Here is a 22,773-nt window from a genome sequence, read left to right as displayed (position 1 = left end):
GTCACCGAGGAGCGCCTGCGATGATTGACGACCTGAACGACATGCTGATCTTCGCCGAGGTGGTGCGCTCGGGCAGCATCACCCGCGCGGGCGAACGGCTGGATCTGCCCAAGGCCACCGTGAGCAGACGGCTCTCCCGGCTCGAAGCGCGCCTCGGTACCAAGCTGCTGCACAAGACCACGCGGCGTCTCGAACTGACCGAAGTCGGCGAGGCCTACTACGAGCGCTGTCTGCCGATTCTCGAAGAGGTGGAAGAGACGCGCGACTTTGCCTCGCAACTCTCGAGCAAACCCCGCGGACGCCTGCGCATCACCGCGCCGGCGGACTTCGCCGCGCAATGGCTGGCCGTGCCGCTCGCCACGTTCTGCGCGGCATATCCCGAAATCATGGTGGACGTGGACCTGAGTTCGCGCCACGTGGATCTGATCGCGGAACGGGTCGACGTTGCCATTCGCGCCGGCCAGCTCTCGGACTCCACGCTGGTGGCGCGCCCGCTGCTCAAGCTCACGCGCAGCCTTTACGCGAGCCCCCTGTATCTGAGTGCGACGGGACTGCCCGCCACGCCCGACGAACTCGACGGGCATCGCTTCGTGATCCTGCAGGGCGCACGGCGCCTGTTCAACACCGATACGCTGCATAAAGGGCGTCAGCGCGTGGACATCACCATGCACGGTGCGATTCAGGTCAACAGCATGGGAATGGTCAAGGAAATGGCGCTCGCGGGCAGCGGCATCGCGGCGCTCACGGACATCCTGGCGGAGGACGCCTTGCGCACCGGCCGTCTCGTCAAGGTACTGCCGGAGTGGTCGCTGCCAGCGAGCCCCGTGCATCTCGTCACGCCCTCTCGGCGCTTCCTGCCACGCAAGACGCAGGCGTTCATCGAACACATGCTCGCGGTGGCGAGAACCTGTCCCGAGGAAAACCGCGACCCGAGCGTGCCCGGTCCCTCGGAGGGTGAAACGCCCCGCGTCTAGCGGAGCGGTGGCAGGACATGCGCGGCACTCGGGAACGGGCGGGGATCGTCCGCCGTGCCCGCTCGGCGCTCACGCGCCCAGCCACTTCTCCCGGCGCTGAGCGGCCGCGCGCTCGCGCGACTCGGCAATGCGGTACTGCGTGATTTCGGGGGCGCCGAGCGTGAGCGGCGTCTCGCGCAGCTCGTCGCGGCGAAACGCGTGCACCGTCACGCGATCGCCGGGGCGATAGCGCTCGAGCAGCTTGTCGAGATTGCCGGCCGTCACGCGCAGACCGTCGATGGCGACGAGCGTGTCGCCCGCCGACAGCCCGGCGGCCTGCGCCGCGCCGCCGTCGAGCACCTGCGCCAGCGCGAGCTCGTCGCCGCGCTTCGTCGTCTTCGCACCCAGGGCCGGGCGGCCGTTCTCCGGCGTCACCGGCTCCAGCATCAGCCCCATGCGGGCGAGCAGCGCCGCGAGCGGCAAGTCACGCGTGCCGTTGATCGCCGTGGCGAAGAACTCCGACAGATCGAGTCCCGAGACTTCCTCGAAAAGCGGCTGCACGGCGTCTTCCTCGATACCGATCGGCTTGCCGCGGTAGAAATCGCGTCCGTAGCGCTGCCACAGCGCACGCATGATGTCGTCGAGCGACTTCTGGCCGCGCGTCTGCGCGCGGATGGTCAGGTCGAGCGCCAACGCCACGAGCGAGCCCTTGGTGTAGTAGCTCACGATGGCGTTCGGCGCGTTCTCGTCCTGGCGGTAGTATTTCGTCCACGCGTCGAACGAGCTCTCGGCCACGGTCTGCTTGAGGCGCCCACTGCCGCGCAGCACGTTCGCCACGGTCTTGGCAACGAGTTCGTAATACGCGCTCGGCTCGATCACGCCGCTGCGCACGAGCATCAGATCGTCGTAGTACGACGTGAAACCCTCGAACAGCCACAGCAGCCGCGTGTAGTTCTCCACACTCAGCGTGTACGGCGCGAAGGCCGCCGGCTTGATGCGCTTGACGTTCCAGGTATGGAAATACTCGTGGCTCACCAGGCCGAGAAAGCCGCGATAGGCGTCGCTCATGCGCGCTTGCCCCTGCACCGGCAGATCGTTGCGGCTCGCGAGCAGCGCCGTGGACGCGCGGTGCTCCAGGCCGCCGTAGCCGTCGCCGACGGTCATGAGCAGGAAGACGTAGCGCGACATCGGCGCGCGCGCGCGGGCGCCGGGTTCGAACAGACGGATCTGCGCCTCGCAGATCTTCTTCATGTCGCGCAGCAGGCGCTCCAGGTCGAGGTTCGGCACCGGCCCCGTGATCGCGACCTCGTGCGTCACGCCGCAGGCCTTGAACGTGCCATGCACGAACGTGCCCATCTCGACCGGCGAATCGATGAGCTCGTCGTAGTCGACGGCCAGATAGCGGCCGAAGTCGAGCGCCGCCGTGCCGTCGGCCGGCGCGAGCGCGGTGGCCACGCGCCACGCCTTGAAGGGGGCGCCGCGCGGGCGCAGGATGTCGACCTCGCAAGGCGCGTGCTCCTGCCCTTCCACGCGCAGGAACACGCTCGTGCCGTTGAAAAAGCCGTGCGTGTCGTCCAGGTGAGCGGCGCGCACCGACAGGTCCCACGCATACACCTCATACGTCACGATCAGCGTGCCCTTGCACGGCGCGGCCTGCCACGTGTGCTTGTCGAGCTTGTCGAGCGCAACCTTGCGGCCGCGACACGTCGCGCCGATCGTCACGATGTTGCGCGCGAACTCGCGCACCATGTAGCTGCCCGGAATCCACGCGGGCAGCGTGAACCGCTGGCCCCCGGGTGCAGGGTTCGAGACCGTTACCGTCACTTCGAACAAATGGGCGGCGGGCGACTTCGCAACGATCGCATACCGGATCGCGGACGGAGCAGACATGGCTTTCATGACGTGGCGGCTTCTTGTTGTTGAGGGATGGCGGGCGCCTTACCGGACCGAGGCCAGCGCCTTCTCGAGTTCTTCGGCGGGCACGGCGCCCGGCAGGCGACGGCCGTCGGCGAGAATGATCGTCGGCGTGCCGGTCACGTTGAACTGGCGGCCCAGCACAACGTTCTGCCCGATGGCGGCGTCGTCGCACCTGGCTCCGGCCGTGGGCGGCGCCTTCTTGTCGAGCATCCAGTCATGCCATGCCTTGAGTCGGTCGGGCGCGCACCAGATCGCCTTCGACTTGGCGTCCGAGTCGGGACCGAGCACCGGGTACAGGAAGGTATAGACGGTGATGTTGTCGAGCTTGGACGTCTTGAGCGTATCTTCGAAGCGCTTGCAATACGGGCAGTTCGGATCCGAGAACACGGCGATCTTGCGCGCGCCGTTGCCCTTCACGTACTTGATCGCGCGATCGAACGGCAGCTTGGCGAAGTCGACCTTGTTGAGCTCCGACTGGCGCGCTTCGGTCAGGTTCTGACGCGTCTTCGTGTCGACGAGATTGCCGCCGAGGATCACGTATTGCGCCTTCTCGTCAGCGTAGATGATCTCGCCGCCGATCGCCACTTCGTAGAGTCCCGGCACGGGCGTGCGCGCCACCGACTTGATCGGAGCGTCGGCGCCGAGGGTCTTTTGCACGGCGGTCTTGACGCGATCGAGCGTGGCGTCGGACTTGTTCTGCGCGGCGGCAGGCGTCGTGGAAGTCACGACACAGACGGCCGCCAGGCCCAGCGCCGTGAACGCGGTGAGCGCGGGGAGCGCCGCGGCGCGATAACGTTGCAACATCGAATATCTCCGGAAGTGAATCGATCGAGAGGCGAGAGACGCGTTTGCGGCTGGCGCCGCAAACCGGCCATGGCGCCCGGTGAGGTCAGCCCAGGGCGCGTCCGATCAGGAACTTCTTGACGAACGGCAGCATGTTCACGCTGTCGAGGCCCGCGTTGCGCACGAACTTCGCGAGCGGGCTGCTCGCCGAGAACAGCTTGTGCAGCCCGTCGGTGGTAAACGCCATGCTGCCGATGTCTTCCTTGCGCGCGCGCTCGTAGCGCCGCAACACCGCCGCATCGCCGCAGTCGCGGAACGATTCACGGCCGGCCAGTGCGTCGCCCAGCGCGGCGACGTCGCGCAGGCCGAGGTTCATCCCCTGGCCCGCCAGCGGATGTACGACGTGTGCGGCATCGCCAACGAGCGCCACGCGCGGCGCGATCAAACGCCTGGCGTGTGCGAGCACGAGCGGAAATCCCTGGGCGCGCGCTGAGACTGGCGTGAGCGCACCGAGTTCACTGCGCGAGAACGTGCCGACACGCTCGGCGAGGTCTTTGGGATCGAGCCCAAGCAGTTGCTTCGCGTGCGCGTCTGCGGCCGACCATACGAGCGAGACATGCTGATCGGGCAGCGGCAGCAGCGCGATGATCTCGCCGTCGTGAAACCACTGGAACGCGGTGTCGCGATGCGGCCGTTCGGCGCGAAAGTTGCAGACCACGCCGAGCTGTTCATAAGGACGCACCGAGCCGTCCAGCCCGGCGGTGCTGCGCACCCACGAGTGCGCGCCGTCGGCGCCGACCACGAGCGAGGCGCGCAGCGTCTTGCCGTCCGACAGACGCACCGAAGCAGCGGCGGCGTCGACGTCGAGCGCTTCGGCGCGCGCGTCGATCCACTGCACCTGCGGCGAGAAGCGCAGCGCGGCGTCGAGCGCGCGCTCCAGGTTGGACGATTCGGCGATCCAGGCCAGTTGCGGCACGGCGGCCTGATAGGCACTGAAGTGCAGCGTGCCACGTTCGTCGCCAAACACTTCCATGTCGTAGACGGGGCACACGCGCGCCGGATCGACGGCCTGCCACACGCGCATGCGCTCGAACAGCGCCTGCGAACTGGCCGAGAGCGAGTAGATGCGCGCGTCCCACTCGTCGGCGCCGGCGCCAGGCGCGGCGGCGGCCGGCTGGGCGAGCAAGGCAACGGACAGACGGGCCTGCGAGAGCAGCAAGGCGGCAGCCTTGCCGACCAGGCCGCCGCCGACCACGACGACGTCATGCGTTTGGCTGGGGGTTTGCGTGAATGACATGCGGCGAATACAGCGTCAGCGCCGGGATCGCGCGAGACCGCTGGTTCAGAAAACGAGATGGCGTATTGTCGCACGCCTGCCGCACCGGCGACGCCCTGCCGCCCGGCGCGCTGCTGCGACGCAGCGTCGCGCGTCACGGCCCGGCGCTATACTTGCGCGCATAGCGAAACCAGATTCAGGGAGCCCGACTCATGCGCCTCGATAACGAGTCCGAAAGCCAGAACGTCGAAGATCGCCGCGGCGGCGGTTTCGGCGGACGGACCACCATCGGCATCGGCACGATCGTGGTGGCGCTCGCCGCCTCATACTTCTTCGGCATCGATCCGCGCGTGATCATCCAGGGCTCGCAGATGATCCAGGGCCAGACCTCGTCGCAGCCCGCCCCGAACGCCGCGCCCGCCAACGACGCGAACAGCGTCTTCACGCGCAAGGTGCTTGGCAATATCGAACGCACCTGGGCGACGGTGTTCCCGCAGCAGCTCAACCGCCAGTACGTGGCGCCCAGGCTGGTGCTGTTCACGGGCGCGACGCCCACGGCGTGCGGCACCGGGCAGACGGCGATGGGCCCGTTCTATTGTCCGGGCGACAGCAAGGTGTACATCGATCTGGCGTTTTATGACGAACTGCGGCAGCGCTTCGGCGCGGGCGGCGACTTCGCGCAGGCCTACGTGATCGCGCACGAAGTGGGGCATCACGTACAGAACCTGCTGGGCATCTCGGAGAAGTTCGACGAGTTGCGACGCCGCATGAGCGAGGCGCAGGCCAATGCCTTGTCGGTGCGCCTGGAGCTGCAGGCGGATTGCTTCGCGGGCGTCTGGGCAAACAATGCGGCGAAGGCCAACGATCAGTTGCTGGAGCCGGGCGACATCGAACAAGGCCTGAAGACGGCCGCGGCCATTGGCGACGACCGCCTGCAGCAGCAGTCGCAGGGCCGCGTGGTGCCGGAGTCGTTCACGCACGGCACGAGCGCGCAGCGCGTCTACTGGCTTCGTCAGGGCCTGCAGCATGGCGACGTGCGCAAGTGCGACACGTTTTCCGCCAAGCAACTGAGTTGATGAGCGCGCCCGCGGCGGGGGCGCCCGAGGGGGGCCGGCGCGCCGCGAATGCGCAGGGCGAAACGGGTACAATAGCGGACTTTGCGCGACGCTACCGGCGCGCCGTGCCGGCGCCCCGCACGGCCTGAAGATAGTAGATAGCGTCGTAGAGACACAGACGCATGCGCGCGCGGCGCCATCATCGGATAGACAGGATTTAGCATGAGCCTCAAATGCGGCATCGTGGGCTTGCCCAACGTGGGTAAGTCGACGCTTTTCAACGCACTGACCAAAGCGGGCATCGCCGCCGAGAACTACCCGTTCTGCACCATCGAGCCGAACGTGGGCGTGGTGGAGGTGCCGGACCCGCGTCTGGCCAAGCTCGCGGAGATCGTGAAGCCCGAGCGCATTGTGCCGGCAACGGTGGAGTTCGTGGACATCGCGGGCCTGGTGGCAGGTGCCTCCAAGGGCGAGGGCCTGGGCAACCAGTTCCTCGCGAACATCCGCGAGACGGACGCCATCACGCACGTGGTGCGCTGCTTCGAGGACGAGAACGTGGTTCACGTCGCGGGCAAGGTGAACCCGATCTCGGACATCGAGGTGATCAACACAGAACTGGCGCTGGCGGATCTGGGCACGGTCGAGAAGGCGCTGCAGCGATACACGAAGGCAGCCAGGTCGGGCAACGACAAGGAAGCGGCGAAGCTGGTGGCGGTGCTGGAGAAGGTGGCGCCGGTGCTCAACGAAGCGCGCCCGGTGCGCTCGATCAAGCTCTCGGACGAGGAGCTCGCGCTCATCAAGCCGTTCTGCCTGATCACGGCCAAGCCGACGATGTATGTGGCCAACGTGAAGGACGACGGCTTCGAGAACAACCCGCATCTGGACGCGGTGCGCAAGTACGCCGAGGCGGAGAATGCGCCCGTGGTGGCGGTGTGCGCGGCGATCGAGGCGGAAATCGCGGACATGGACGATGCGGACAAGGCCGAGTTCCTGGCGGACATGGGCATGGACGAGCCGGGGCTCGACCGTGTGATCCGTGCCGGCTTCAAGCTGCTGGGGTTGCAGACGTACTTCACGGCGGGTGTGAAGGAAGTGCGCGCGTGGACCATCCACGTGGGCGACACCGCACCGCAGGCAGCGGGGGTGATCCACACCGACTTCGAGCGCGGTTTCATCCGTGCGCAGACCATCGCGTTCGACGACTACATCCAGTACAAGGGCGAACAGGGCGCAAAGGAAGCCGGCAAGATGCGCGCCGAAGGCAAGGAATACGTCGTGCATGATGGCGACGTGATGAACTTCCTGTTCAACGTCTGACGGCCCGCCCTATTCCCCCCACCCCTCGCGAATGATCTGCGCGATCCGTTCGCCCGTCGCGCGGTTGTGGGCCTGTACCAACGCGACGGCGCCGGCGTCGTCGCCTTTCGCGCACAGACGCAGCAGCTCGCGGTGCTCCGCGTGCGAACGCTGCGGGTTGCCGGCCTTCTGCCACGACAGGAATAGATACCGTCCCAGATTCAGCCGCGCCGTCGCCACCGCCCGCTGAAAGTACGGGCGCCCCGCCTTCGCATAAAGCATTGCGTGAAACGACGCGTTTCGCGTCACGATGTCGGCCACCTCGGTCGCCGCCTCCAGGGCGTCCAGCGCCGCCTGAGCCCGCGCGATATCGGCGCGCGAAAGGTTCGGCATCGCAAGCGCCATCAACCGGCCCTCCAGCAGCGCCCGATAGTCGGCCAACTCCAGCGCATCGTCCTCGGTCAACGCCGACACCACCGTGCCCCGGTTCATCCGGCTCTGCGCGAGCCCGTCTGCCGCGAGCATCGTCAACGCCTCGCGAACCGGGACATGGCTCACCCCCAGCTCCGCGGCCAGGTGATCCTGGCGCAGCGCCTCGCCCGGCTTCAACTCGCCGCGCCCGATCCGCTCGCGCAGGTCTTCATACGCCCGCTCCACCGCCGTGGCTGACCCGGATTCCCGATGCATCGTCTGCTTCATCGACTGATAATATATAATTTGAGAAATCATATATTATCAGCACTTCCCTATCGCGTCCTCGCCTCCTCGCCTCCTCGCCTCCACGGCGCCCCGGTGTTTCCCGCCCCCTTCCGACACTCACTTTCAAACGGCGGTTTGCACACTGCGCTGCCGCAATCCATAGGACGGCATGTTTTCGGACTCCGTCTCGTCTAATATGGAATCGCGGCGCGGGCCCCAAGGTATCTCGATGTTCGAATCACTACGCCAATACGTCACGACATCGGGTTGCGCCCCCCGGCCCGGCAGAAAACCACGCCACGCCGCACGTCACATCGGGAATGCCCTGCTTGAGATTGCTGCGCACTGCCAGTGACAATCGACCGAAAGACAACCGGCGTCCTGCGACAGCCGTGCCGCCGCCGTGGTCCGCAGTCCCTGATCCGCAGTCCGCAGTCCGCAGTCGGTAGTCCGTAGTCGAATCGCCGTTTGCATGCCGCCTAGGGGGAGTCCGCGCATGACATCGAAGTCGTCGGCTGCCGTTGAGAAAACGCTGCGCGAGCGCCGGCACTGGTCGGAGGACCGCGCTCGCATCCGCCTGTACAGCGGCGCCGGCCTGCTGTGCCTCGTCGGCGTGATCGTCCTGTGGTGGTATCTGCACTTTCTCGCCGCCAATCCGAAGGTCGGCCCGATCGGCCTCGACTTCCTGCCGTTCTGGGGCGCCTCGCACTTCGTCCTCCAGGGTCACCCGCTCGACGCCTACAACGTCGAGATCATGTCGCGCGCGCAAATCGCCGCGCTTCCCTACGCCGAGAAGATGGGCGGCTACATGCCGTGGCTGTATCCGCCCGTGATGATGCTCTTGCTCGCCCCGATCGCCCTGCTGCCCTTCGCCTACGCGTATGTGGTCTATGCCTGCATCGGGTACGGCGCCTATTACGCGACGCTGCGCCGCACGGCCCCCTGGCGCGCGGCTGGCTGCGCGGCGAACGCGAATGGCTCGTCGTGCTTTGGCTCACCCCGGCGTTCGGCCTGTTCGGCGTGCTGCACGTCGGCTTCCAGTTCGTGCCGTTCATCACGCTGGCCACACTCCTGATGTTGTGCCGCCGGCGTCGGCGTCTCGCCCACGTGCCGGACGGCCCCGACGCGTTCGACGTCCCGCACGGCGGCGCCGCCGTGCGCCGCACCGCCGGCACCACGCCCGCGTTCACGAGGTAATCGCCATGCCCCGCGCCGCCGCCCCCCACTCGCCGTCCGGCACGCTTGCCACGCCGCAGGACGGGCCGCTCGTCTCGCTTGTCGTGCCGTGTCACAACGAAGCGCCCGCGCTCGACAGGTTCTACCGCGCCGTGGCGCCCGTGCTCGATACGGTCGTCGGCGTGCGCTTCGAGATCGTGTGCGTGAACGACGGCAGCACCGACGCCACGCTCGACGTGCTGCTCGCGCTGCGCCGGGCAGACGCGCGCATCCGCGTCATCGACTTCACCCGCAACTTCGGCAAGGAAGCCGCGCTGAGCGCCGGTATCGACGAGGCGCAGGGCGACGCCGTGATCCCCATCGACGCCGATCTGCAGGATCCCCCCGCGCTCATCCCGGTGATGATCGAACGCTGGCGAGACGGTGCGGAAGTGGTGCTCGCCAAACGCACGAACCGTGCGAGCGACAGCGTCGCCAAGCGCGTCGCCGCCGGTCTGTACTACCGCGTTCACAACCATCTGTCCGAAGTGAAGCTGCCGGAGAACGTCGGCGACTTCCGCCTGATCGACCGCCGCGTGGTCACGGCGCTCAGGCAACTGCCGGAGCGCCGCCGCTTCATGAAGGGCCTCTTCGCCTGGGTCGGCTTTCATACGGAGATCGTCGAGTACGTGCGCGAGCCGCGCAGTGCGGGCGAATCGAAGTTCTCGGGCTGGCGTTTGTGGAATTTCGCGCTCGAAGGCATCACGAGCTTCAGCACGGTGCCGCTGCGCTGCTGGACGTATATCGGCGTCTCGCTGGCGCTCGTCTCGCTCGCCTACGGCGCCTACATCGTCCTGCGCACGATCATTCACGGCGTCGACGTGCCGGGCTATGCCTCGCTGCTCGTCGGCGTGCTCTTCCTCGGGGGCATCCAGCTCGTGGGCATCGGCGTCATCGGCGAGTACGTCGGCCGGATCTACTACGAGTCCAAGGGTCGGCCGCTGTATCTCGTGCGCCGGCGCTACCAGTCGAGCGTCAAGGTAAGCCATCTGCCCGCACGCGCCGGCAGCCGCGCGCTTCGTCATCCGCACGGCGCCGGCGCGGCGCTCCCGCCTGCGCGCAAGACATTGCGCACCCCGACCGGCGCCAGCATGTCGTTCGCCACGCGCGCACGCCGACTCCCGTCGCGCTGACGCCGCACGCCCGCCGCCGCGCTCAAACGTTCCGGTAAGTCCAGTAGCGATGCAGCACGAAGGTCGTCGGCGGCACGACGAGCACCACGGCCGCGATACCCAGCCAGTGATTGCCGCCCAGGCCCTCCACCGTGCGCGCCACCACGGCGGTGAGCAATAGCCCGAAGATCGAGACCGGCACGAACCGCACGAGGCTCGCGCGGTGTACGCGCGCCGAAAAGCTCCACAACGTATTGAGCAGGTAGGAGCAAGGCGTGGCCGTGCAGAACGCGATGGCATTCGCGAGCACCGGGCCCGCACCGAACGCCTCGATCAGCGTGATTGCCACGATCACGTGCACCGCCGTGCAGACCACCCCCGACACCCCGAAGCGCAGGAGCGGCACGACGAGCGTGCGCACGCGCGGCGATGCGCGCAGCCGTTGCATGGTCGTCGACGAAGGACGCGGATCGGACATGGCGAAGGTTCGCGAAAGACGGCGCGTGGTTCGCCTGACGATACGAACGCCAGCGACCGCCACGGGTCGCGAGCCCGCCGTCAGGCCTCGATGATCATGAATTTATTCCATTTCCCGGAATATGGGTTGCATGCCCACGGGATGCGTCTAGGATTGCGTGGTACTCCGCAACAATGACACCCCCCGACAAGAACAGGAGGAAGACAATGCAACGCCCCAACGCCATCCATGCCGCGAGCCTGCTGGTCTTTGCCGCCGCGGCGTGGAGCACCGCGGTCGCGGCCGCCCAGACCGCGCCCGCGCCCGTGATGGCGCCTGCCGCGTCGCAGACGCTCACGGTGGCCGGCCTCTCGCAGCCGGCCGACATCCTGATCGACCACAACGGCGTACCGCACATCTTCGCCGCCAACGAACGCGACGGATTCTTCGTGCAAGGCTTCAACGCCGCGCGCGACCGGCTGTTCCAGATCGACCTGTGGCGCCGCCGCGGTCTCGGCCAGCTCTCCGAAGTGTTCGGCCGCGCCTATGTCGCGCAGGACGACGCCGCGCGCCGCTTCCTCTACCGCGGCGACATGGCGGCCGAATGGCGCCGCTACGGGCCGGACGCCAAACCGGCTGCCCAGGCGTTTGCCGCCGGCGTGAACGCCTACATCGACTGGCTCGCCGCGCATCCGGACCAGATGCCCTACGAGTTCCGCAAGGTCGGGTACTGGCCGTCGAAGTGGACCGCCGAGGACATCGTGCGCATTCGCAGCCACGGCCTCACGCGCAATCTGAAGAGCGAAGTCGCTCGCGCGAAGGTCGTGTGCAAGGCGTCGCTCGACGCGGACAGCGTGCGCGTCGGCCTGCAGCCGGCCTGGAAGACGCAGGTGCCCGACGGGCTCGACCCGTGCCTGCCCGACGATCTGCTCAAGGTTTTCGATCTGGCCACGCAGGGTGTGAAAATCACCCGGGAGTCGTTGCAGCGGGCCGACGCCGACATCGTCGAGCTGGCCGACGCCGGCCCTTACGATGCGTCCACCGAATCGGCCGAGGGCAGCAACAACTGGGTCGTCTCGCCGCAGAAATCGGCCACGGGGCGCGCCATCATGGCCAATGATCCCCACCGCGCCTACGCCGCCCCGAGCCTGCGCTACATCGTGCAGGTGAGCACGCCCACCCTCGATCTGATCGGCGCGGGCGAGCCGGCCATTCCCGGCGTGGCGATCGGCCACAACGGCACGATCGCGTTCGGCCTCACGATCTTCAACATCGACCAGGAAGACCTCTACGTCTACGACCTGAACCCGGCCAACCCCGATCAGTACCGGTATCGCGGCAAGTGGGTGCCCATGCGCACGGTGCGCGAGTCGATCGCCGTGCGCGACGGCGCCCCCGTGCAGACGGACCTCAAGTTCACGAAGCACGGTCCGGTGATCTACGTCGACAGTGCGAAGCACCGCGCGTATGCCGTGCGCACCGCCTGGCTCGAACCCGGCATGTCGCCGTACTTCGACGCCATGCGTTACATGCGCGCGAAGAACTACGCGCAGTTCCAGAAAGCGCTCGACACCTGGGGCGCCCCGACCGTCAATCAGGTCTACGCGGACGCGTCGGGCAACATCGGCTGGGTGCCGAGCGGCATGGCGCCGATCCGTCCGAACTGGGACGGCCTGCTGCCCGTGCCCGGCGACGGGCGCTACGAATGGGCGGGCTTCTGGCGGCGCGATCAGCTGCCCTCGGCGTACAACCCCGCCGCGGGTTACTTCACGACGTCCAACGAGATGAACATGCCTGCGGGCTACCCTTACGCGCAACGCAAGCTCGGCTTCGAGTGGACCAACGGTTCGCGCCACGCGCGCATCGATGAAGTGTTGCGCGCGAAGGACAAGGTCTCGCTCGAGGACTCCGAGCGCCTGCAGAACGACATCGTGTCGATTCCGGCGCGGCGCCTCACGGCGCTGCTCGCCCCGCTCTCGAGCGACGACCCGCAAACGGCCGCCGCGCTGCGCCTGCTCAAGGGTTGGGACGCCGAAATGCGCGCCGATTCGGCCCAGGCGGCGCTCGAGGAAGTGTGGTTCAGCCGCCATCTGGGCCGCGCGTACAAGAACGCCGTGCTGCCCAAGGCGGCTGCGGACAGCTTCGGTGCGCCCGACCCTGCCGCCATGCTCGACGCCCTGGAGCAACCCGCCGCCCGCTTCGGCGAGAACGCCGGCGCCAGGCGCGACGCCGTGCTGCTCACGAGTCTCGGGCAAGCCTGGGGCGAGATGGTCAGGCTCCAGGGCCCCGACCCGGGCGCGTGGCAATGGGGCAAGCTGCAGACGAACCTCAACGCCCACCCGCTCGCCGACGCGGTGGACGCCGACATGCGCGCCAGGCTCAACGTCGGTCCGATGCCCAAGGGCGGCAGCGCGTTCACGCCCAACCAGTCCACGTACCGCGTGAGCGACTTCCGGCAGACCAACGGTCCGTCGTTCCGGATCGTGGTCGACGTCGGCAACTGGGACAACACGCGCGCGATGAATCTGCCGGGCGAGTCAGGCAATCCGGACAGCCCGCACTATCGCGACCTCGCGCAGAAGTGGTTCGACGGCCAGTACTTCAGGCTGCCCTATTCGCGCGCGGCGGTCGAGGCTGATACCGAGACCCGGCTGCATCTGGTGCCGGAGTCGGCGCGCTGAGCGCGAAGACGCGTCGTCCCGCATGAAAAACGGCCGGCGGGAAATCCCGACCGGCCGTATTGCCGGGTGAACGCTCCCGGGCAAGCGCGACGCTCGCTCAATGTCCGCCGGCAACGAACTCCGGCTTCTCGCGCTTGCGCTCGCGCGAGCGATCGACCGCATTCGTGGGCACGAGCAGGAACAGCAGCACGACGCCGATCGAGATCGCGAGAATCGACAGGAACGTGAGATGCAGCGAGTGCTGCAGCACCGCGCGGATCGCCTCGTCGGCCAGGTTCGACACGCCGCGGTCTTCGAGCACATGGCGCAGTTGGTCCGAAGTCACCGGGCCTAGTCCGCTCGAATGCGTCAGCCCGAAGTTCAGCACGGCGCCGAACAGCGTTGCGCCGAGCGTGCTGCCCAGGTTGCGCGAGAAAATGTTCGACGCCGTGGCGCTGCCGCGCTGCGACGGGTCGACGATCTCCTGAATCAGCACGAGCGCGCTCACGCTGCCCGTGCCCATCGAGAAGCCCATCAGCAGCGAGCCGAAGCCGGCGAGCAGCGGCGAGCTGCTCGGCCCGAGCAGCGCGAACACGATGCCGCCCAGCGGCATGAGCAGGCTGCCGCCCACGAGAATGCGCCGCAGGCCGAAGCGCGCGAACGTCTTGGCCGCGATCGTCGATCCGATCGGCCAGCCGACCATGATCATCGTGAGCGCCATGCCGGCCACGACCGGCGTCTGGCGCAGCACGCCCTGCGCGTACATCGGCAGGAACGTCGTCAGGCCCATGAGCACCATGCCCGAGAGCAGGGTCGCCGCGTTGGCCGCTGCAATCGGGCGATGGCTCCACAGCGCGAACGAGATCATCGGGTCCCTGGCGCGGCGTTCCTGCCAGACGAACAGCGCCGACGCGACCGCGCAGACAAGCACACCCGACCACACATGCGTGTCGGTAAAGGCGTTCGCATCGGTGAGCGCGATCATCAGCCCGGCCACGGCAACCGTAAACAACGCGGCGCCCGGCACGTCGATGCTCGGCCGCTGGCGCGGCGCCTCTTCATGCAGATAGGCGACGAAGCCCGCGGCGGCGAGCAGGCCGATCGGGATGTTGATCCAGAAGATCCACGCCCACGACAGATCGCGAATGATGAGACCGCCGAGCATCGGGCCAAGCACGGCCGAGATGGCCCACACGCTCGCGAGATAGCCCTGCACCTTGCCGCGCTCGCTGATCGGGTAGTAGTCGGCAATGATCGTCAGGCTGACCGGCTGGATACAGGCCGCGCCCACGCCCTGCAGCAGGCGAAACGCGATCATGGCGGGCATCGACCAGGCCAGCCCGCCGCCGAGCGAGGCGACCAGGAACACGGCGATGCCCACCAGAATCACCGGCTTGCGGCCGTAGAGGTCGGCGAGCTTGCCGAAGACCACGGTCATGGCCGTTTGCGCGAGCAGAAAGGCGGAAAAAACCCAGCTGTAGAGATTCAGGCCGCCGAGCTGGGCAACGATTTGCGGCATGGCCGTCGAGATGATCGTGGCTTCGATGGCCACCATCGACGTGGCCGCCATCACGGACGCCACGATGAACGGCCGCACGGAATTGCGTGTCGCAGACATGTGTTTCTTGGTTTTGGGGGATGAAGGCAACAACTTGCGAGGATCGCCGCCCTCCTGTCGGGGGCAGCGGCAACGCCGGACGGCGGAAGACGGGATCGAACGTGGCGGCAGCGGCCGCGCGCGTCGTCAAGACGACTTGGGCCAGGCGATGCAGCCAAGCATAGCCGAATGCGGGAAAACGCGTATGACGCCGCGGCGCACGGCCGACAGCGTGGCGCAAAGCCTTGTGCGACGGGGACTTACGCCGCGCATAACCCTGCCCGAAGGCGGGTTATCGACGTTTTGCGTGCGCAAGCGCACAGACGCGACACCCCCCGACCGTCGCCGCGCGCGACAGTCGCCGTCCCCCGATTCAGGCGCGCCGATGCGGCCTGGGGCCGCACCCGCCCGCGCGCGGCGTCACGCCGTGCGATTGCGCTTGAGAATGCCGTAGATCACGAGCAGGACGATGGCGCCGAGGATCGACGCAATCCAGCCGGCCGACTGGCCTTCGGTGTAGAGGTGCAGGGCCTGGCCGACATATTTGGCGAGCAGCGCGCCGGCAATGCCGAGGATGATGGTCATGATGATGCCCATATTGTCCCGGCCCGGATGCAGCGCGCGGGCAACGAGGCCGACGATCAGACCAACGACGATGGTGCCGATAATGCCCATGACGTGTCTCCAAGGACGGTAACCCGAACGCAGTATAGCGTCGAATCCGGTCGATTCGGCAACCGTCCCGGCGAGCCGCGGCCGGCGGCCTTGCGGCCCGCATGCCGGGACCGTCGACGCATGCGGCGATGCTATGCCGCCTATAAGCGCCGGCTATTTGTCAAAAATCCCCGGCTGCGCCATCATGAGGCACGCTAGCCAACCTGCGGGGGCGCAGCGCCCGTGCAGCCACGCGGTCCCGGCCGTGCGGCGAGGAAACGGGCGTCGCGTCGACGCGCTATAATCTGGGGCTATCAGATCCCCCACATCATGCAACTGCTCGCTCTCGGCCTGAATCACCACACGGCGCCCGTTTCGCTGCGCGAACGGGTGGCGTTTCCGTTCGAGCGGATCGAGCCGGCGCTGGCGGGACTCCGGAGCCTGTGGGCCGGCAGCGGGAGCGGCCGGTCGAGCGCGCCCGAGGCCGCCATTCTCTCGACGTGCAATCGCACCGAGATCTACTGCGTGACGGATGATGTCGCCGCCCGCGAGCGCGCGGTGCATTGGCTGTCGCAGTTCCACAACATCCCGGCGGGCGAGCTCGCCCCGCATCTGTACGCGCTGCCCCAGTCGGACGCCGTGCGTCACGCCTTTCGCGTGGCGAGCGGCCTGGATTCGATGGTGCTCGGCGAGACGCAGATTCTCGGGCAGTTGAAGGACGCCGTGCGCACGGCCGCGGAAGCCGGCGCCCTGGGCACGTATCTGAACCAGCTTTTCCAGCGCACCTTCGCGGTGGCCAAGGAAGTCCGCGGCCAGACCGAGATCGGCGCGCACTCGGTGTCGATGGCCGCCGCCGCGGTGCGTCTGGCCCAGCGCATTTTCGAAAGCCTCAGCACGCAGAAGGTACTCTTCATCGGCGCGGGCGAGATGATCGACCTGTGCGCGACGCACTTCGCCGCGCAGACCCCGAAGGCCTTGTACATCGCCAACCGCACCGCCGAGCGCGGCGAGAAGCTCGCCGAGCGCCTGGGCGGCACGGCGATCCGCCTCTCGGAGCTGCCGCAGCGCCTGCACGAGTTCGACATCGTCGTGTCGTGCACCGCAAGCACGCTGCCGCTCATCGGGCTGGGTGCGGTCGAGCGCGCCATCAAGGCGCGCAAGCACAAGCCGATGTTCATGGTCGATCTGGCCGTGCCGCGCGACATCGAGCCGGAGGTCGGCCGCCTGACCGACGTTTTCCTGTACACCGTCGACGACCTCGGCGCAGTCGTGCGCGAAGGCAACGCACTGCGCCAGGCTGCCGTCGCGCAAGCCGAAGCGATCATCGAGACGCGCGTACAGAACTTCATGCAATGGCTCGACGCCCGCAGCGTCGTGCCGGTCATCCGCGACATTCACGGCGCGGCCGAGGCCATGCGTCTTGCCGAACTCGAGCGCGCCCAGCGCATGCTCGCACGCGGCGACGACCCGGCCGCGGTGCTCGACGCCCTGTCCCAATCCCTCACGAAGAAATTCCTGCACGGCCCGACCCACGCGCTGAACACGGCGCGCGGCGATTCGCGCGAGCAGATCCTTCACCTCATTCCCGAACTGTTCCGCACCTCGGGATCCGCCGACAAATAGATGAAAGCGAGCATGCAAGCCAAGCTCGACCAGTTGACGCAACGTCTGGTCGAGCTTGATGGCCTATTGAGCCAGGGCGACGTCACCCGCGATCTGGACAACTACCGCAAGCTCACGCGCGAACACGCCGAGCTGGCCCCCGTCGTCGCGCAGTATCAGCAATACCGCCAGGCGCACAACGACGTCACGGCCGCGCATGAGATGGCGTCCGACCCCGAAATGCGCGAGTTCGCCGAAGCCGAGGCGGCGCACGCGCGTGCCCGCATGGAAGACATGGAAGGCACACTGCAGCGCATGCTGCTGCCGCGCGATCCGAACGACGATCGCAACATCTACCTGGAAATCCGCGCGGGCACCGGCGGCGACGAATCGGCGCTCTTCGCCGGCGATCTGCTGCGCATGTACACGCGTTACGCCGAACGCCAGCGCTGGCAGGTCGAGATCATGTCGGCGAGCGAGTCGGATCTGGGCGGCTACAAGGAAGTGATCGTGCGCCTGGTCGGCCAGGGCGCCTACTCGCGTCTGAAGTTCGAATCGGGCGGCCATCGCGTGCAGCGCGTGCCGGCCACGGAAACGCAGGGCCGCATCCACACCTCGGCCTGCACGGTCGCGGTAATGCCGGAGGCCGACGACGTCACGGACGTCGAAATCAATCCGGCCGACATCCGCATCGATACGTTCCGCGCGTCGGGCGCCGGCGGCCAGCACGTCAACAAGACGGACTCGGCCGTGCGCATTACGCACCTGCCCACGGGCATCGTCGTCGAGTGCCAGGACGATCGCTCGCAGCATCGCAACAAGGACAAGGCGCTCAAGGTCCTGGCCGCGCGCATCAAGGACGCGCAGTTGCGCGCCCAGCAGGCCAGGGAAGCGGCCACGCGCAAGAGCCTGATCGGCTCTGGCGACCGCTCGGAGCGCATCCGCACGTACAACTTCCCGCAGGGGCGGATGACGGATCACCGCATCAATCTCACGCTCTACAAGCTCGAATACATCATGGACGGCGATCTCGACGAGTTGATCAACGCGCTGGTGACCGAGCATCAGGCGGAACTGCTGGCGTCGCTGGGCGAGACGGCGTGATGGCGCACGGCCCGACGGGAAACGCGCCGGCGTCCGGGCCGCTCACCGTCGCGACGTTGTTGCGCGAGCCCGGTCTGCCGGCGCTCGAGACGCGCATCCTGCTCGCGCACGTGCTTGGCTGGAGCCGGACGCAGCTCATCACGCGAGACCGCGAACCCCTCGCGCCCGACACGGTCGCCGCCTATCGCGAGTTGCGCGCCCGACGCCTCGCCGGCGAGCCCATTGCCTATCTGGTCGGCACGCGCGAGTTCTTCGGGCTGACGCTCTCGGTCAGCCCCGCCGTCCTCATTCCCCGCCCGGAAACCGAATTGCTCGTGGAGCTGGCGCTCGAGCGTCTGGCCGCACGCCAGGCGCCGCGCGTGCTCGATCTGGGCACCGGCAGCGGCGCGATCGCCCTGGCGATCGCCCACGCGCGCCCCGACGCGAAAGTGATCGCGCTCGATCGCTCGGACGCGGCGCTCGGCGTCGCCCGCGAGAACGCCCGCCGGCTCGGCCTGACGCACGTGCAATGGCTCGCGAGCGACTGGTACGCCGCCCTGCCGGCCGACACCGCGCCCTTCGACGTCATCGTCTCGAATCCGCCGTACATCGTCGCCGGCGACGAGCACCTGTCGCGGGGCGATCTGCGCTTCGAGCCCGTCGACGCGCTCACCGATCACGCGGACGGCCTCGCCGCGCTGCGCACGATCGTGAGCGGTGCGCCCTCGCGACTGGTGGCGAACGGCTGGCTGCTGTGCGAGCACGGCTACCATCAGGCGGCCGACGTGCGGGCGCTGTGCGCCGCGGCGGGCTTCGCGGACGTAGTCTCCGAGCGCGATCTGGCCGGCATCGAGCGCACGACGGGCGGACGGCGCCCCTGAGCTCGGGCCGGCGCCGGCATTGCGGGGCACCGACGCGATGTCCGCCGCGGCCGTCGCGTTGGCCCCGACGGCCGCGGCGGAAAACCGCTAAAATGGCGGATACGCCGATTTTCCGGCATCCCCACGGGCTTTCCACCATGACTACCCAGCAACGTATCCAGCAAATCGTCACCGACCACCCGGTCGTGCTCTTCATGAAGGGCAATGCGCAATTCCCGATGTGCGGCTTTTCGGGCCGTGCCGTGCAGATCCTGAAGGCGTGCGGCGTCGACAACCTGTTCACGGTGGACGTGCTGCAGGACGAGGAAATCCGTCAGGGCGTGAAGGAATTCGCCAACTGGCCGACCATTCCGCAGCTCTATATCAACGGCGAATTCATCGGCGGCTCGGACATCATGATGGAGATGTACCAGAGCGGCGAACTCAAGCAGATCCTCGCCGAAGTCGCGTAATTCGGCGCCAATGACGCCTTCGACGCCCCCCGCGTCCTCCGCGCCCTCGGCACCCTCGATGGCAACGGCGGCGACACCCGCGCGGCTGGTCGTCGCCATCACGGGGGCGACCGGCGCCGTCTACGGGGTGCGTCTGCTCGAGCGCCTGCGCGCCATGGGCGGTGTGGAGACTCACCTGCTCGTCTCGAGCGCCGGCTGGCTGACCCTGCGCCACGAGCTGGGACTCGAACGCGCCGACGTGCAGGCGCTGGCCGATCAATACCACAGCGTGCGCGAGATCGGCGCGAACATCGCGAGCGGCTCGTTCGCCACGGCCGGAATGGTCGTGGCGCCTTGCTCGATGAAGACGCTTGCCAGCGTGGCGCACGGTCTGTCCGACAACCTCATCTCGCGCGCCGCCGACGTCACGCTCAAGGAACGGCGCCGTCTCGTGCTGATGGTGCGGGAGACGCCGTTCAACCTCGCGCATCTGCGCAACATGACCGCCGTCACCGAGATGGGCGGCATCGTCTATCCGCCGCTGCCCGCCTTCTACAACCACCCGGCATCGCTCGACGCAATGGTCGACGACACGGTTGCGCGCGTCATCGATCTGTTCGGCATCGCCCCGCCGGTCTCCACGAGCTGGGACGGCCTCGGCAAGGGCGCGGAAGCCTGAAGCCGGCAGTCCCGCGCAGCGCACGCACTAGCGCACGCCGTCGACCCAGCGCTGCAGCGTGTCGAGCGCGCCCTGTGGCTGGCCGGCGGCGGACTCGGGCGTCTGCACGCACAACTCCAGCATGACCTCGTTGGGATCGAGCAGATAGAGATGCTCGCCGTCGCCATGCCGCTCGGCGGCGAACGGCACGTCGTAGGCGTCGAGCCGCGCCTTCCAGCGCTCGATGCCTTCGCGATCGCGCACGCGCAGCGCCACATGGTGGATCTGCGCCGCGGGCGTGTCGTGATGGTCGGTCGGCGCGAGTCCGTCGCAATTGAAGAAGGCCAGCGCCGCACCGGGCGCGAGTTCGTAGCTCACGAGCAGGTAGGGTTTGCCCCACAGACGGCTCATGCCCGTCTGCGCGCCCGCAAGCCGAAAGCCCATGACGTCGACGTAGAAGCGGTGGGTGAGAATCGCGTCGTAGCTCGGATACGCGACATGGTCGATGGCCACGGGGGTCACCGTTGCCGACGGATCGACGGCGGAGGTGGGGTCAAGCACGGCCTGAGTCATCACGATCCCCCGGGCAGCGAAGTGGCGATGCACGCCAGCGAGCCGCCGCGCGGGGCGACGGCATTCGGGAAACTGCGTTTGTAGTGTAGTCTCGCAACCCGCGTGGCGACAACCGAGTGTCAGTCCGAGCGGCATGAACTATAGTAAAAACGCTACACTTCGCGTGCCAGGCCGCATGCCCCCTGCATGCGACATGTCCGCAACCGGAGTTCGCCATGGAGACCGCCCTCTCGCCTGTTGTCGTCTACGCCGTTGTCATGCTTCTGTTCGTCATGCTCGTGCTCGCCGTACCGGCGGGCGCGCGCTGGCGCACGCTCGCGTGGCCGGCGTCGATGCCGCCGCTCTCGCCGCACCGGCCGGGCGAGTTGCTCGGCACGCCGCGCACGCCCTATTGGCGCTCCCCGCAGGACACGCAGGCGCTTCGGCGTCCGTCGTATTTCGCCACCTCGGCCCGGCGCGGCCGTCGTCCGGCCAGCTTTCTCGCGCCGCGGGACCACGAGCGGCGCTGAGCGCCCCCCCCTCAATTCCCTGACTTCCCTGACTTCCCTGACTTCCCTGACGTCTCTTGCGTCTCTTGCGTCCCTCACGCCTCTTACGGCGCTCATGCCTCCCCACGCCCTCAGCCCCTCAGCCCCTCGGCCCCTCGGCCCCTCGGCCCCTTAGCCCCTTAGCCCCTTAGCCCCTTAGCCCCTTACGCCTTGTTACATCTGTAGTGCCGCCGTAGCACCGTCGGGCGTGCACGCTTCGTAAAATCGGGGCTCGTGATTCGCGCGCCGGCGCACAGGCAGACGCCGACCACGGGGTCACGACAGGACCACCACACGGTCGCCCCACAGTCGCCACAAGGTCGCCACAAGGTCGCACCGACCTCGTCCGCGCGGGGAGCGCGTCGTCAAACAAGGAGAACAGATGAAAGGTCACTACTGGATCGCCGCTGTGGGCTTCGCGGCCGCGATCGCCTCGGGCAGCGCCCTCGCGCGCACCGACGTCTCGGTCAACATCGGCATTCCCGGTCCCGCCATCGTGGCGCCGGCGCCGGTCTATGCGCCGCCTCCCCTCTATGCGGCGCCCGCACCGCTGGTCGTGGCGCCGCCCCCGCCGGTGATCTATGCACCGCGCCCGCACTACTGGCGTGGACCGCCCCCGGGGCACTGGCGTCACGATCGCGGCTGGGATCGCCGCTGGGACCGCCACGGCGGCCACTATCGCCACTGATCCACGCAAGCGCAGCAACGAAAAGCCCCGCCGGACAACCATCCCGCGGGGCTTCGTCTTGCTGGCGGTGCGGTTTCACCGCCTGGGGCGCCGGGGACCGGATTGCCGCTTGTCCGCCCGAGGCCGGCGAAGGGTCAATAGCGGTAGCAGCAGGGGTGACTGTAATACCCGCCGTAATATCCACCGTGATATCCGCCGTAGTACGGCCGCGCCGGTACGACGACGCATCCGGCAAGGGTGACGGCCAGCAATGCAGCAACGACTAACTTCATGGTCTGACTCCTGATAGGGGAACGTGCATCCGTTCGCTTCCTTTATATCGTTGCGTCGTCTGCGGGCCCATCACGCGTCTGTAAGCCGTGTAAGCGAAGGTTGCCAAACAGCACACGTGTCGCACTTTGTTACGTAACATGGCCGGGCGAAGCCGTAACACCGCACCCCGATTCACCGATCGAAACCAGTCACCATGCGGGTTTTGGCGAGGCAACGACGCTGGCATGCGGTTTGCGTATGGCTAAGCGTCGCTCTTTCAATTGCCCCGAAAAGTGCGGCCTTGAGTCAACCCTCCTCCCGTTTCAGACGCGGGAGGAGGGACTTTTTTTCCCGTTCGGCAGGCATGGGATTTCACATGCCGGACCGCCTCTCCTTCCCCGCCA

The 22,773-nt window shown here is 67.6% G+C and carries 22 protein-coding genes; 13 read left to right on the top strand and 9 right to left on the bottom strand.

Annotated features, from left to right (window positions below; genetic code table 11):
- Nucleotides 1-20: 20 nt before the first annotated feature.
- Entirely contained in the window at nucleotides 21-974 is a 954-nt protein-coding gene (locus CDN36_RS18230) for a LysR family transcriptional regulator (protein WP_150556154.1), read from the top strand.
- Nucleotides 975-1,043: 69 nt separating this feature from the next.
- On the opposite strand, the gene CDN36_RS18225 is transcribed toward CDN36_RS18230, so the two are convergent.
- The 3 genes from CDN36_RS18225 to CDN36_RS18215 form a co-directional block, all read right to left on the bottom strand.
- Complete coding sequence (locus tag CDN36_RS18225) at nucleotides 1,044-2,852, bottom strand: M61 family metallopeptidase (RefSeq protein WP_287497505.1); 1,809 nt, start codon at nucleotides 2,850-2,852, stop codon at nucleotides 1,044-1,046.
- A gap of 39 nt (nucleotides 2,853-2,891) precedes the next feature.
- A complete protein-coding gene (locus CDN36_RS18220; RefSeq protein ID WP_287497504.1) occupies nucleotides 2,892-3,674 on the bottom strand; it encodes a DsbC family protein in 783 nt (260 codons plus the stop codon).
- Between the two features lie 85 nt (nucleotides 3,675-3,759).
- Nucleotides 3,760-4,950 (bottom strand): UbiH/UbiF family hydroxylase, encoded by a 1,191-nt coding sequence (locus CDN36_RS18215; protein ID WP_150556151.1) that lies wholly within the window; start codon nucleotides 4,948-4,950, stop codon nucleotides 3,760-3,762.
- 191 nt (nucleotides 4,951-5,141) lie between these two features.
- On the opposite strand from CDN36_RS18215, the gene ypfJ reads away from it, so the two are divergent.
- Nucleotides 5,142-6,005: a KPN_02809 family neutral zinc metallopeptidase gene (ypfJ, locus tag CDN36_RS18210; protein WP_287497503.1), complete on the top strand. Its 864-nt coding sequence runs from the start codon at nucleotides 5,142-5,144 to the stop codon at nucleotides 6,003-6,005.
- A 201-nt stretch (nucleotides 6,006-6,206) separates the two neighbouring features.
- Complete coding sequence (gene ychF / locus CDN36_RS18205) at nucleotides 6,207-7,301, top strand: redox-regulated ATPase YchF (protein WP_150556149.1); 1,095 nt, start codon at nucleotides 6,207-6,209, stop codon at nucleotides 7,299-7,301.
- A gap of 9 nt (nucleotides 7,302-7,310) precedes the next feature.
- Here ychF and CDN36_RS18200 read toward each other — a convergent pair whose 3' ends face one another.
- Nucleotides 7,311-8,009 (bottom strand): GntR family transcriptional regulator, encoded by a 699-nt coding sequence (locus CDN36_RS18200; protein ID WP_287497502.1) that lies wholly within the window; start codon nucleotides 8,007-8,009, stop codon nucleotides 7,311-7,313.
- A 466-nt stretch (nucleotides 8,010-8,475) separates the two neighbouring features.
- Here CDN36_RS18200 and CDN36_RS18195 point away from each other — a divergent pair, with 466 nt between their 5' ends.
- Nucleotides 8,476-9,054, top strand: a complete 579-nt coding sequence (locus tag CDN36_RS18195; RefSeq protein ID WP_287497501.1) for a glycosyltransferase 87 family protein — start codon at nucleotides 8,476-8,478, stop codon at nucleotides 9,052-9,054.
- A gap of 127 nt (nucleotides 9,055-9,181) precedes the next feature.
- Complete coding sequence (locus CDN36_RS18190; protein WP_287497500.1) at nucleotides 9,182-10,327, top strand: glycosyltransferase family 2 protein; 1,146 nt, start codon at nucleotides 9,182-9,184, stop codon at nucleotides 10,325-10,327.
- A gap of 22 nt (nucleotides 10,328-10,349) precedes the next feature.
- Here the strand turns inward: CDN36_RS18190 and CDN36_RS18185 are convergent, their stop codons facing one another.
- Nucleotides 10,350-10,784: a GtrA family protein gene (locus tag CDN36_RS18185; RefSeq protein WP_150556146.1), complete on the bottom strand. Its 435-nt coding sequence runs from the start codon at nucleotides 10,782-10,784 to the stop codon at nucleotides 10,350-10,352.
- 206 nt (nucleotides 10,785-10,990) lie between these two features.
- Here CDN36_RS18185 and CDN36_RS18180 point away from each other — a divergent pair, with 206 nt between their 5' ends.
- Complete coding sequence (locus tag CDN36_RS18180; RefSeq protein WP_287497499.1) at nucleotides 10,991-13,444, top strand: penicillin acylase family protein; 2,454 nt, start codon at nucleotides 10,991-10,993, stop codon at nucleotides 13,442-13,444.
- A gap of 97 nt (nucleotides 13,445-13,541) precedes the next feature.
- Here the strand turns inward: CDN36_RS18180 and CDN36_RS18175 are convergent, their stop codons facing one another.
- Together CDN36_RS18175 and CDN36_RS18170 are read right to left on the bottom strand one after the other, a co-directional pair.
- A complete protein-coding gene (locus tag CDN36_RS18175; protein WP_150556144.1) occupies nucleotides 13,542-15,041 on the bottom strand; it encodes an MDR family MFS transporter in 1,500 nt (499 codons plus the stop codon).
- Nucleotides 15,042-15,440: 399 nt separating this feature from the next.
- The gene (locus CDN36_RS18170) at nucleotides 15,441-15,695 is read right to left on the bottom strand and encodes a GlsB/YeaQ/YmgE family stress response membrane protein (RefSeq protein WP_150556143.1); all 255 of its coding nucleotides are present in this window, start codon (nucleotides 15,693-15,695) and stop codon (nucleotides 15,441-15,443) included.
- Between the two features lie 309 nt (nucleotides 15,696-16,004).
- Here CDN36_RS18170 and hemA point away from each other — a divergent pair, with 309 nt between their 5' ends.
- From hemA to CDN36_RS18145, 5 genes are all read left to right on the top strand, one after another.
- Nucleotides 16,005-17,297 carry a glutamyl-tRNA reductase gene (gene hemA, locus CDN36_RS18165; RefSeq protein WP_150556142.1) on the top strand — a complete coding sequence of 431 codons (1,293 nt, stop codon included), beginning with the start codon at nucleotides 16,005-16,007 and terminating at the stop codon, nucleotides 17,295-17,297.
- Nucleotides 17,298-18,380 carry a peptide chain release factor 1 gene (gene prfA, locus CDN36_RS18160; protein WP_150556141.1) on the top strand — a complete coding sequence of 361 codons (1,083 nt, stop codon included), beginning with the start codon at nucleotides 17,298-17,300 and terminating at the stop codon, nucleotides 18,378-18,380.
- Nucleotides 18,380-19,240 carry a peptide chain release factor N(5)-glutamine methyltransferase gene (prmC, locus tag CDN36_RS18155; protein WP_150556140.1) on the top strand — a complete coding sequence of 287 codons (861 nt, stop codon included), beginning with the start codon at nucleotides 18,380-18,382 and terminating at the stop codon, nucleotides 19,238-19,240. Before prfA ends, prmC begins: the two co-directional genes overlap by 1 nt.
- 137 nt (nucleotides 19,241-19,377) lie before the next feature.
- Entirely contained in the window at nucleotides 19,378-19,692 is a 315-nt protein-coding gene (gene grxD, locus CDN36_RS18150; RefSeq protein WP_150556139.1) for a Grx4 family monothiol glutaredoxin, read from the top strand.
- Between the two features lie 58 nt (nucleotides 19,693-19,750).
- Nucleotides 19,751-20,350, top strand: a complete 600-nt coding sequence (locus tag CDN36_RS18145; RefSeq protein WP_287497498.1) for a UbiX family flavin prenyltransferase — start codon at nucleotides 19,751-19,753, stop codon at nucleotides 20,348-20,350.
- Between the two features lie 27 nt (nucleotides 20,351-20,377).
- On the opposite strand, the gene CDN36_RS18140 is transcribed toward CDN36_RS18145, so the two are convergent.
- The gene (locus tag CDN36_RS18140; protein ID WP_174966394.1) at nucleotides 20,378-20,890 is read right to left on the bottom strand and encodes a VOC family protein; all 513 of its coding nucleotides are present in this window, start codon (nucleotides 20,888-20,890) and stop codon (nucleotides 20,378-20,380) included.
- Nucleotides 20,891-21,117: 227 nt separating this feature from the next.
- Here CDN36_RS18140 and CDN36_RS18135 point away from each other — a divergent pair, with 227 nt between their 5' ends.
- Both CDN36_RS18135 and CDN36_RS18130 read left to right on the top strand, forming a co-directional pair.
- On the top strand, nucleotides 21,118-21,411 hold the full coding sequence (locus CDN36_RS18135; RefSeq protein ID WP_287497497.1) for a hypothetical protein: 294 nt from the start codon (nucleotides 21,118-21,120) through the stop codon (nucleotides 21,409-21,411).
- A gap of 400 nt (nucleotides 21,412-21,811) precedes the next feature.
- A complete protein-coding gene (locus CDN36_RS18130) occupies nucleotides 21,812-22,117 on the top strand; it encodes a hypothetical protein (protein WP_150556135.1) in 306 nt (101 codons plus the stop codon).
- Between the two features lie 134 nt (nucleotides 22,118-22,251).
- Here CDN36_RS18130 and CDN36_RS18125 read toward each other — a convergent pair whose 3' ends face one another.
- Nucleotides 22,252-22,389: a hypothetical protein gene (locus tag CDN36_RS18125; RefSeq protein WP_174966393.1), complete on the bottom strand. Its 138-nt coding sequence runs from the start codon at nucleotides 22,387-22,389 to the stop codon at nucleotides 22,252-22,254.
- Nucleotides 22,390-22,773 lie beyond the last annotated feature (384 nt).

This window comes from Pandoraea sp. CB10b_02, from assembly GCF_002216225.1.
Classification (GTDB): Bacteria; Pseudomonadota; Gammaproteobacteria; order Burkholderiales; family Burkholderiaceae; genus Pandoraea; species Pandoraea nosoerga.
The sequence above is the reverse complement of the archived record's forward strand: the minus strand, read 5'-3'. Positions and strand labels throughout refer to the sequence as shown.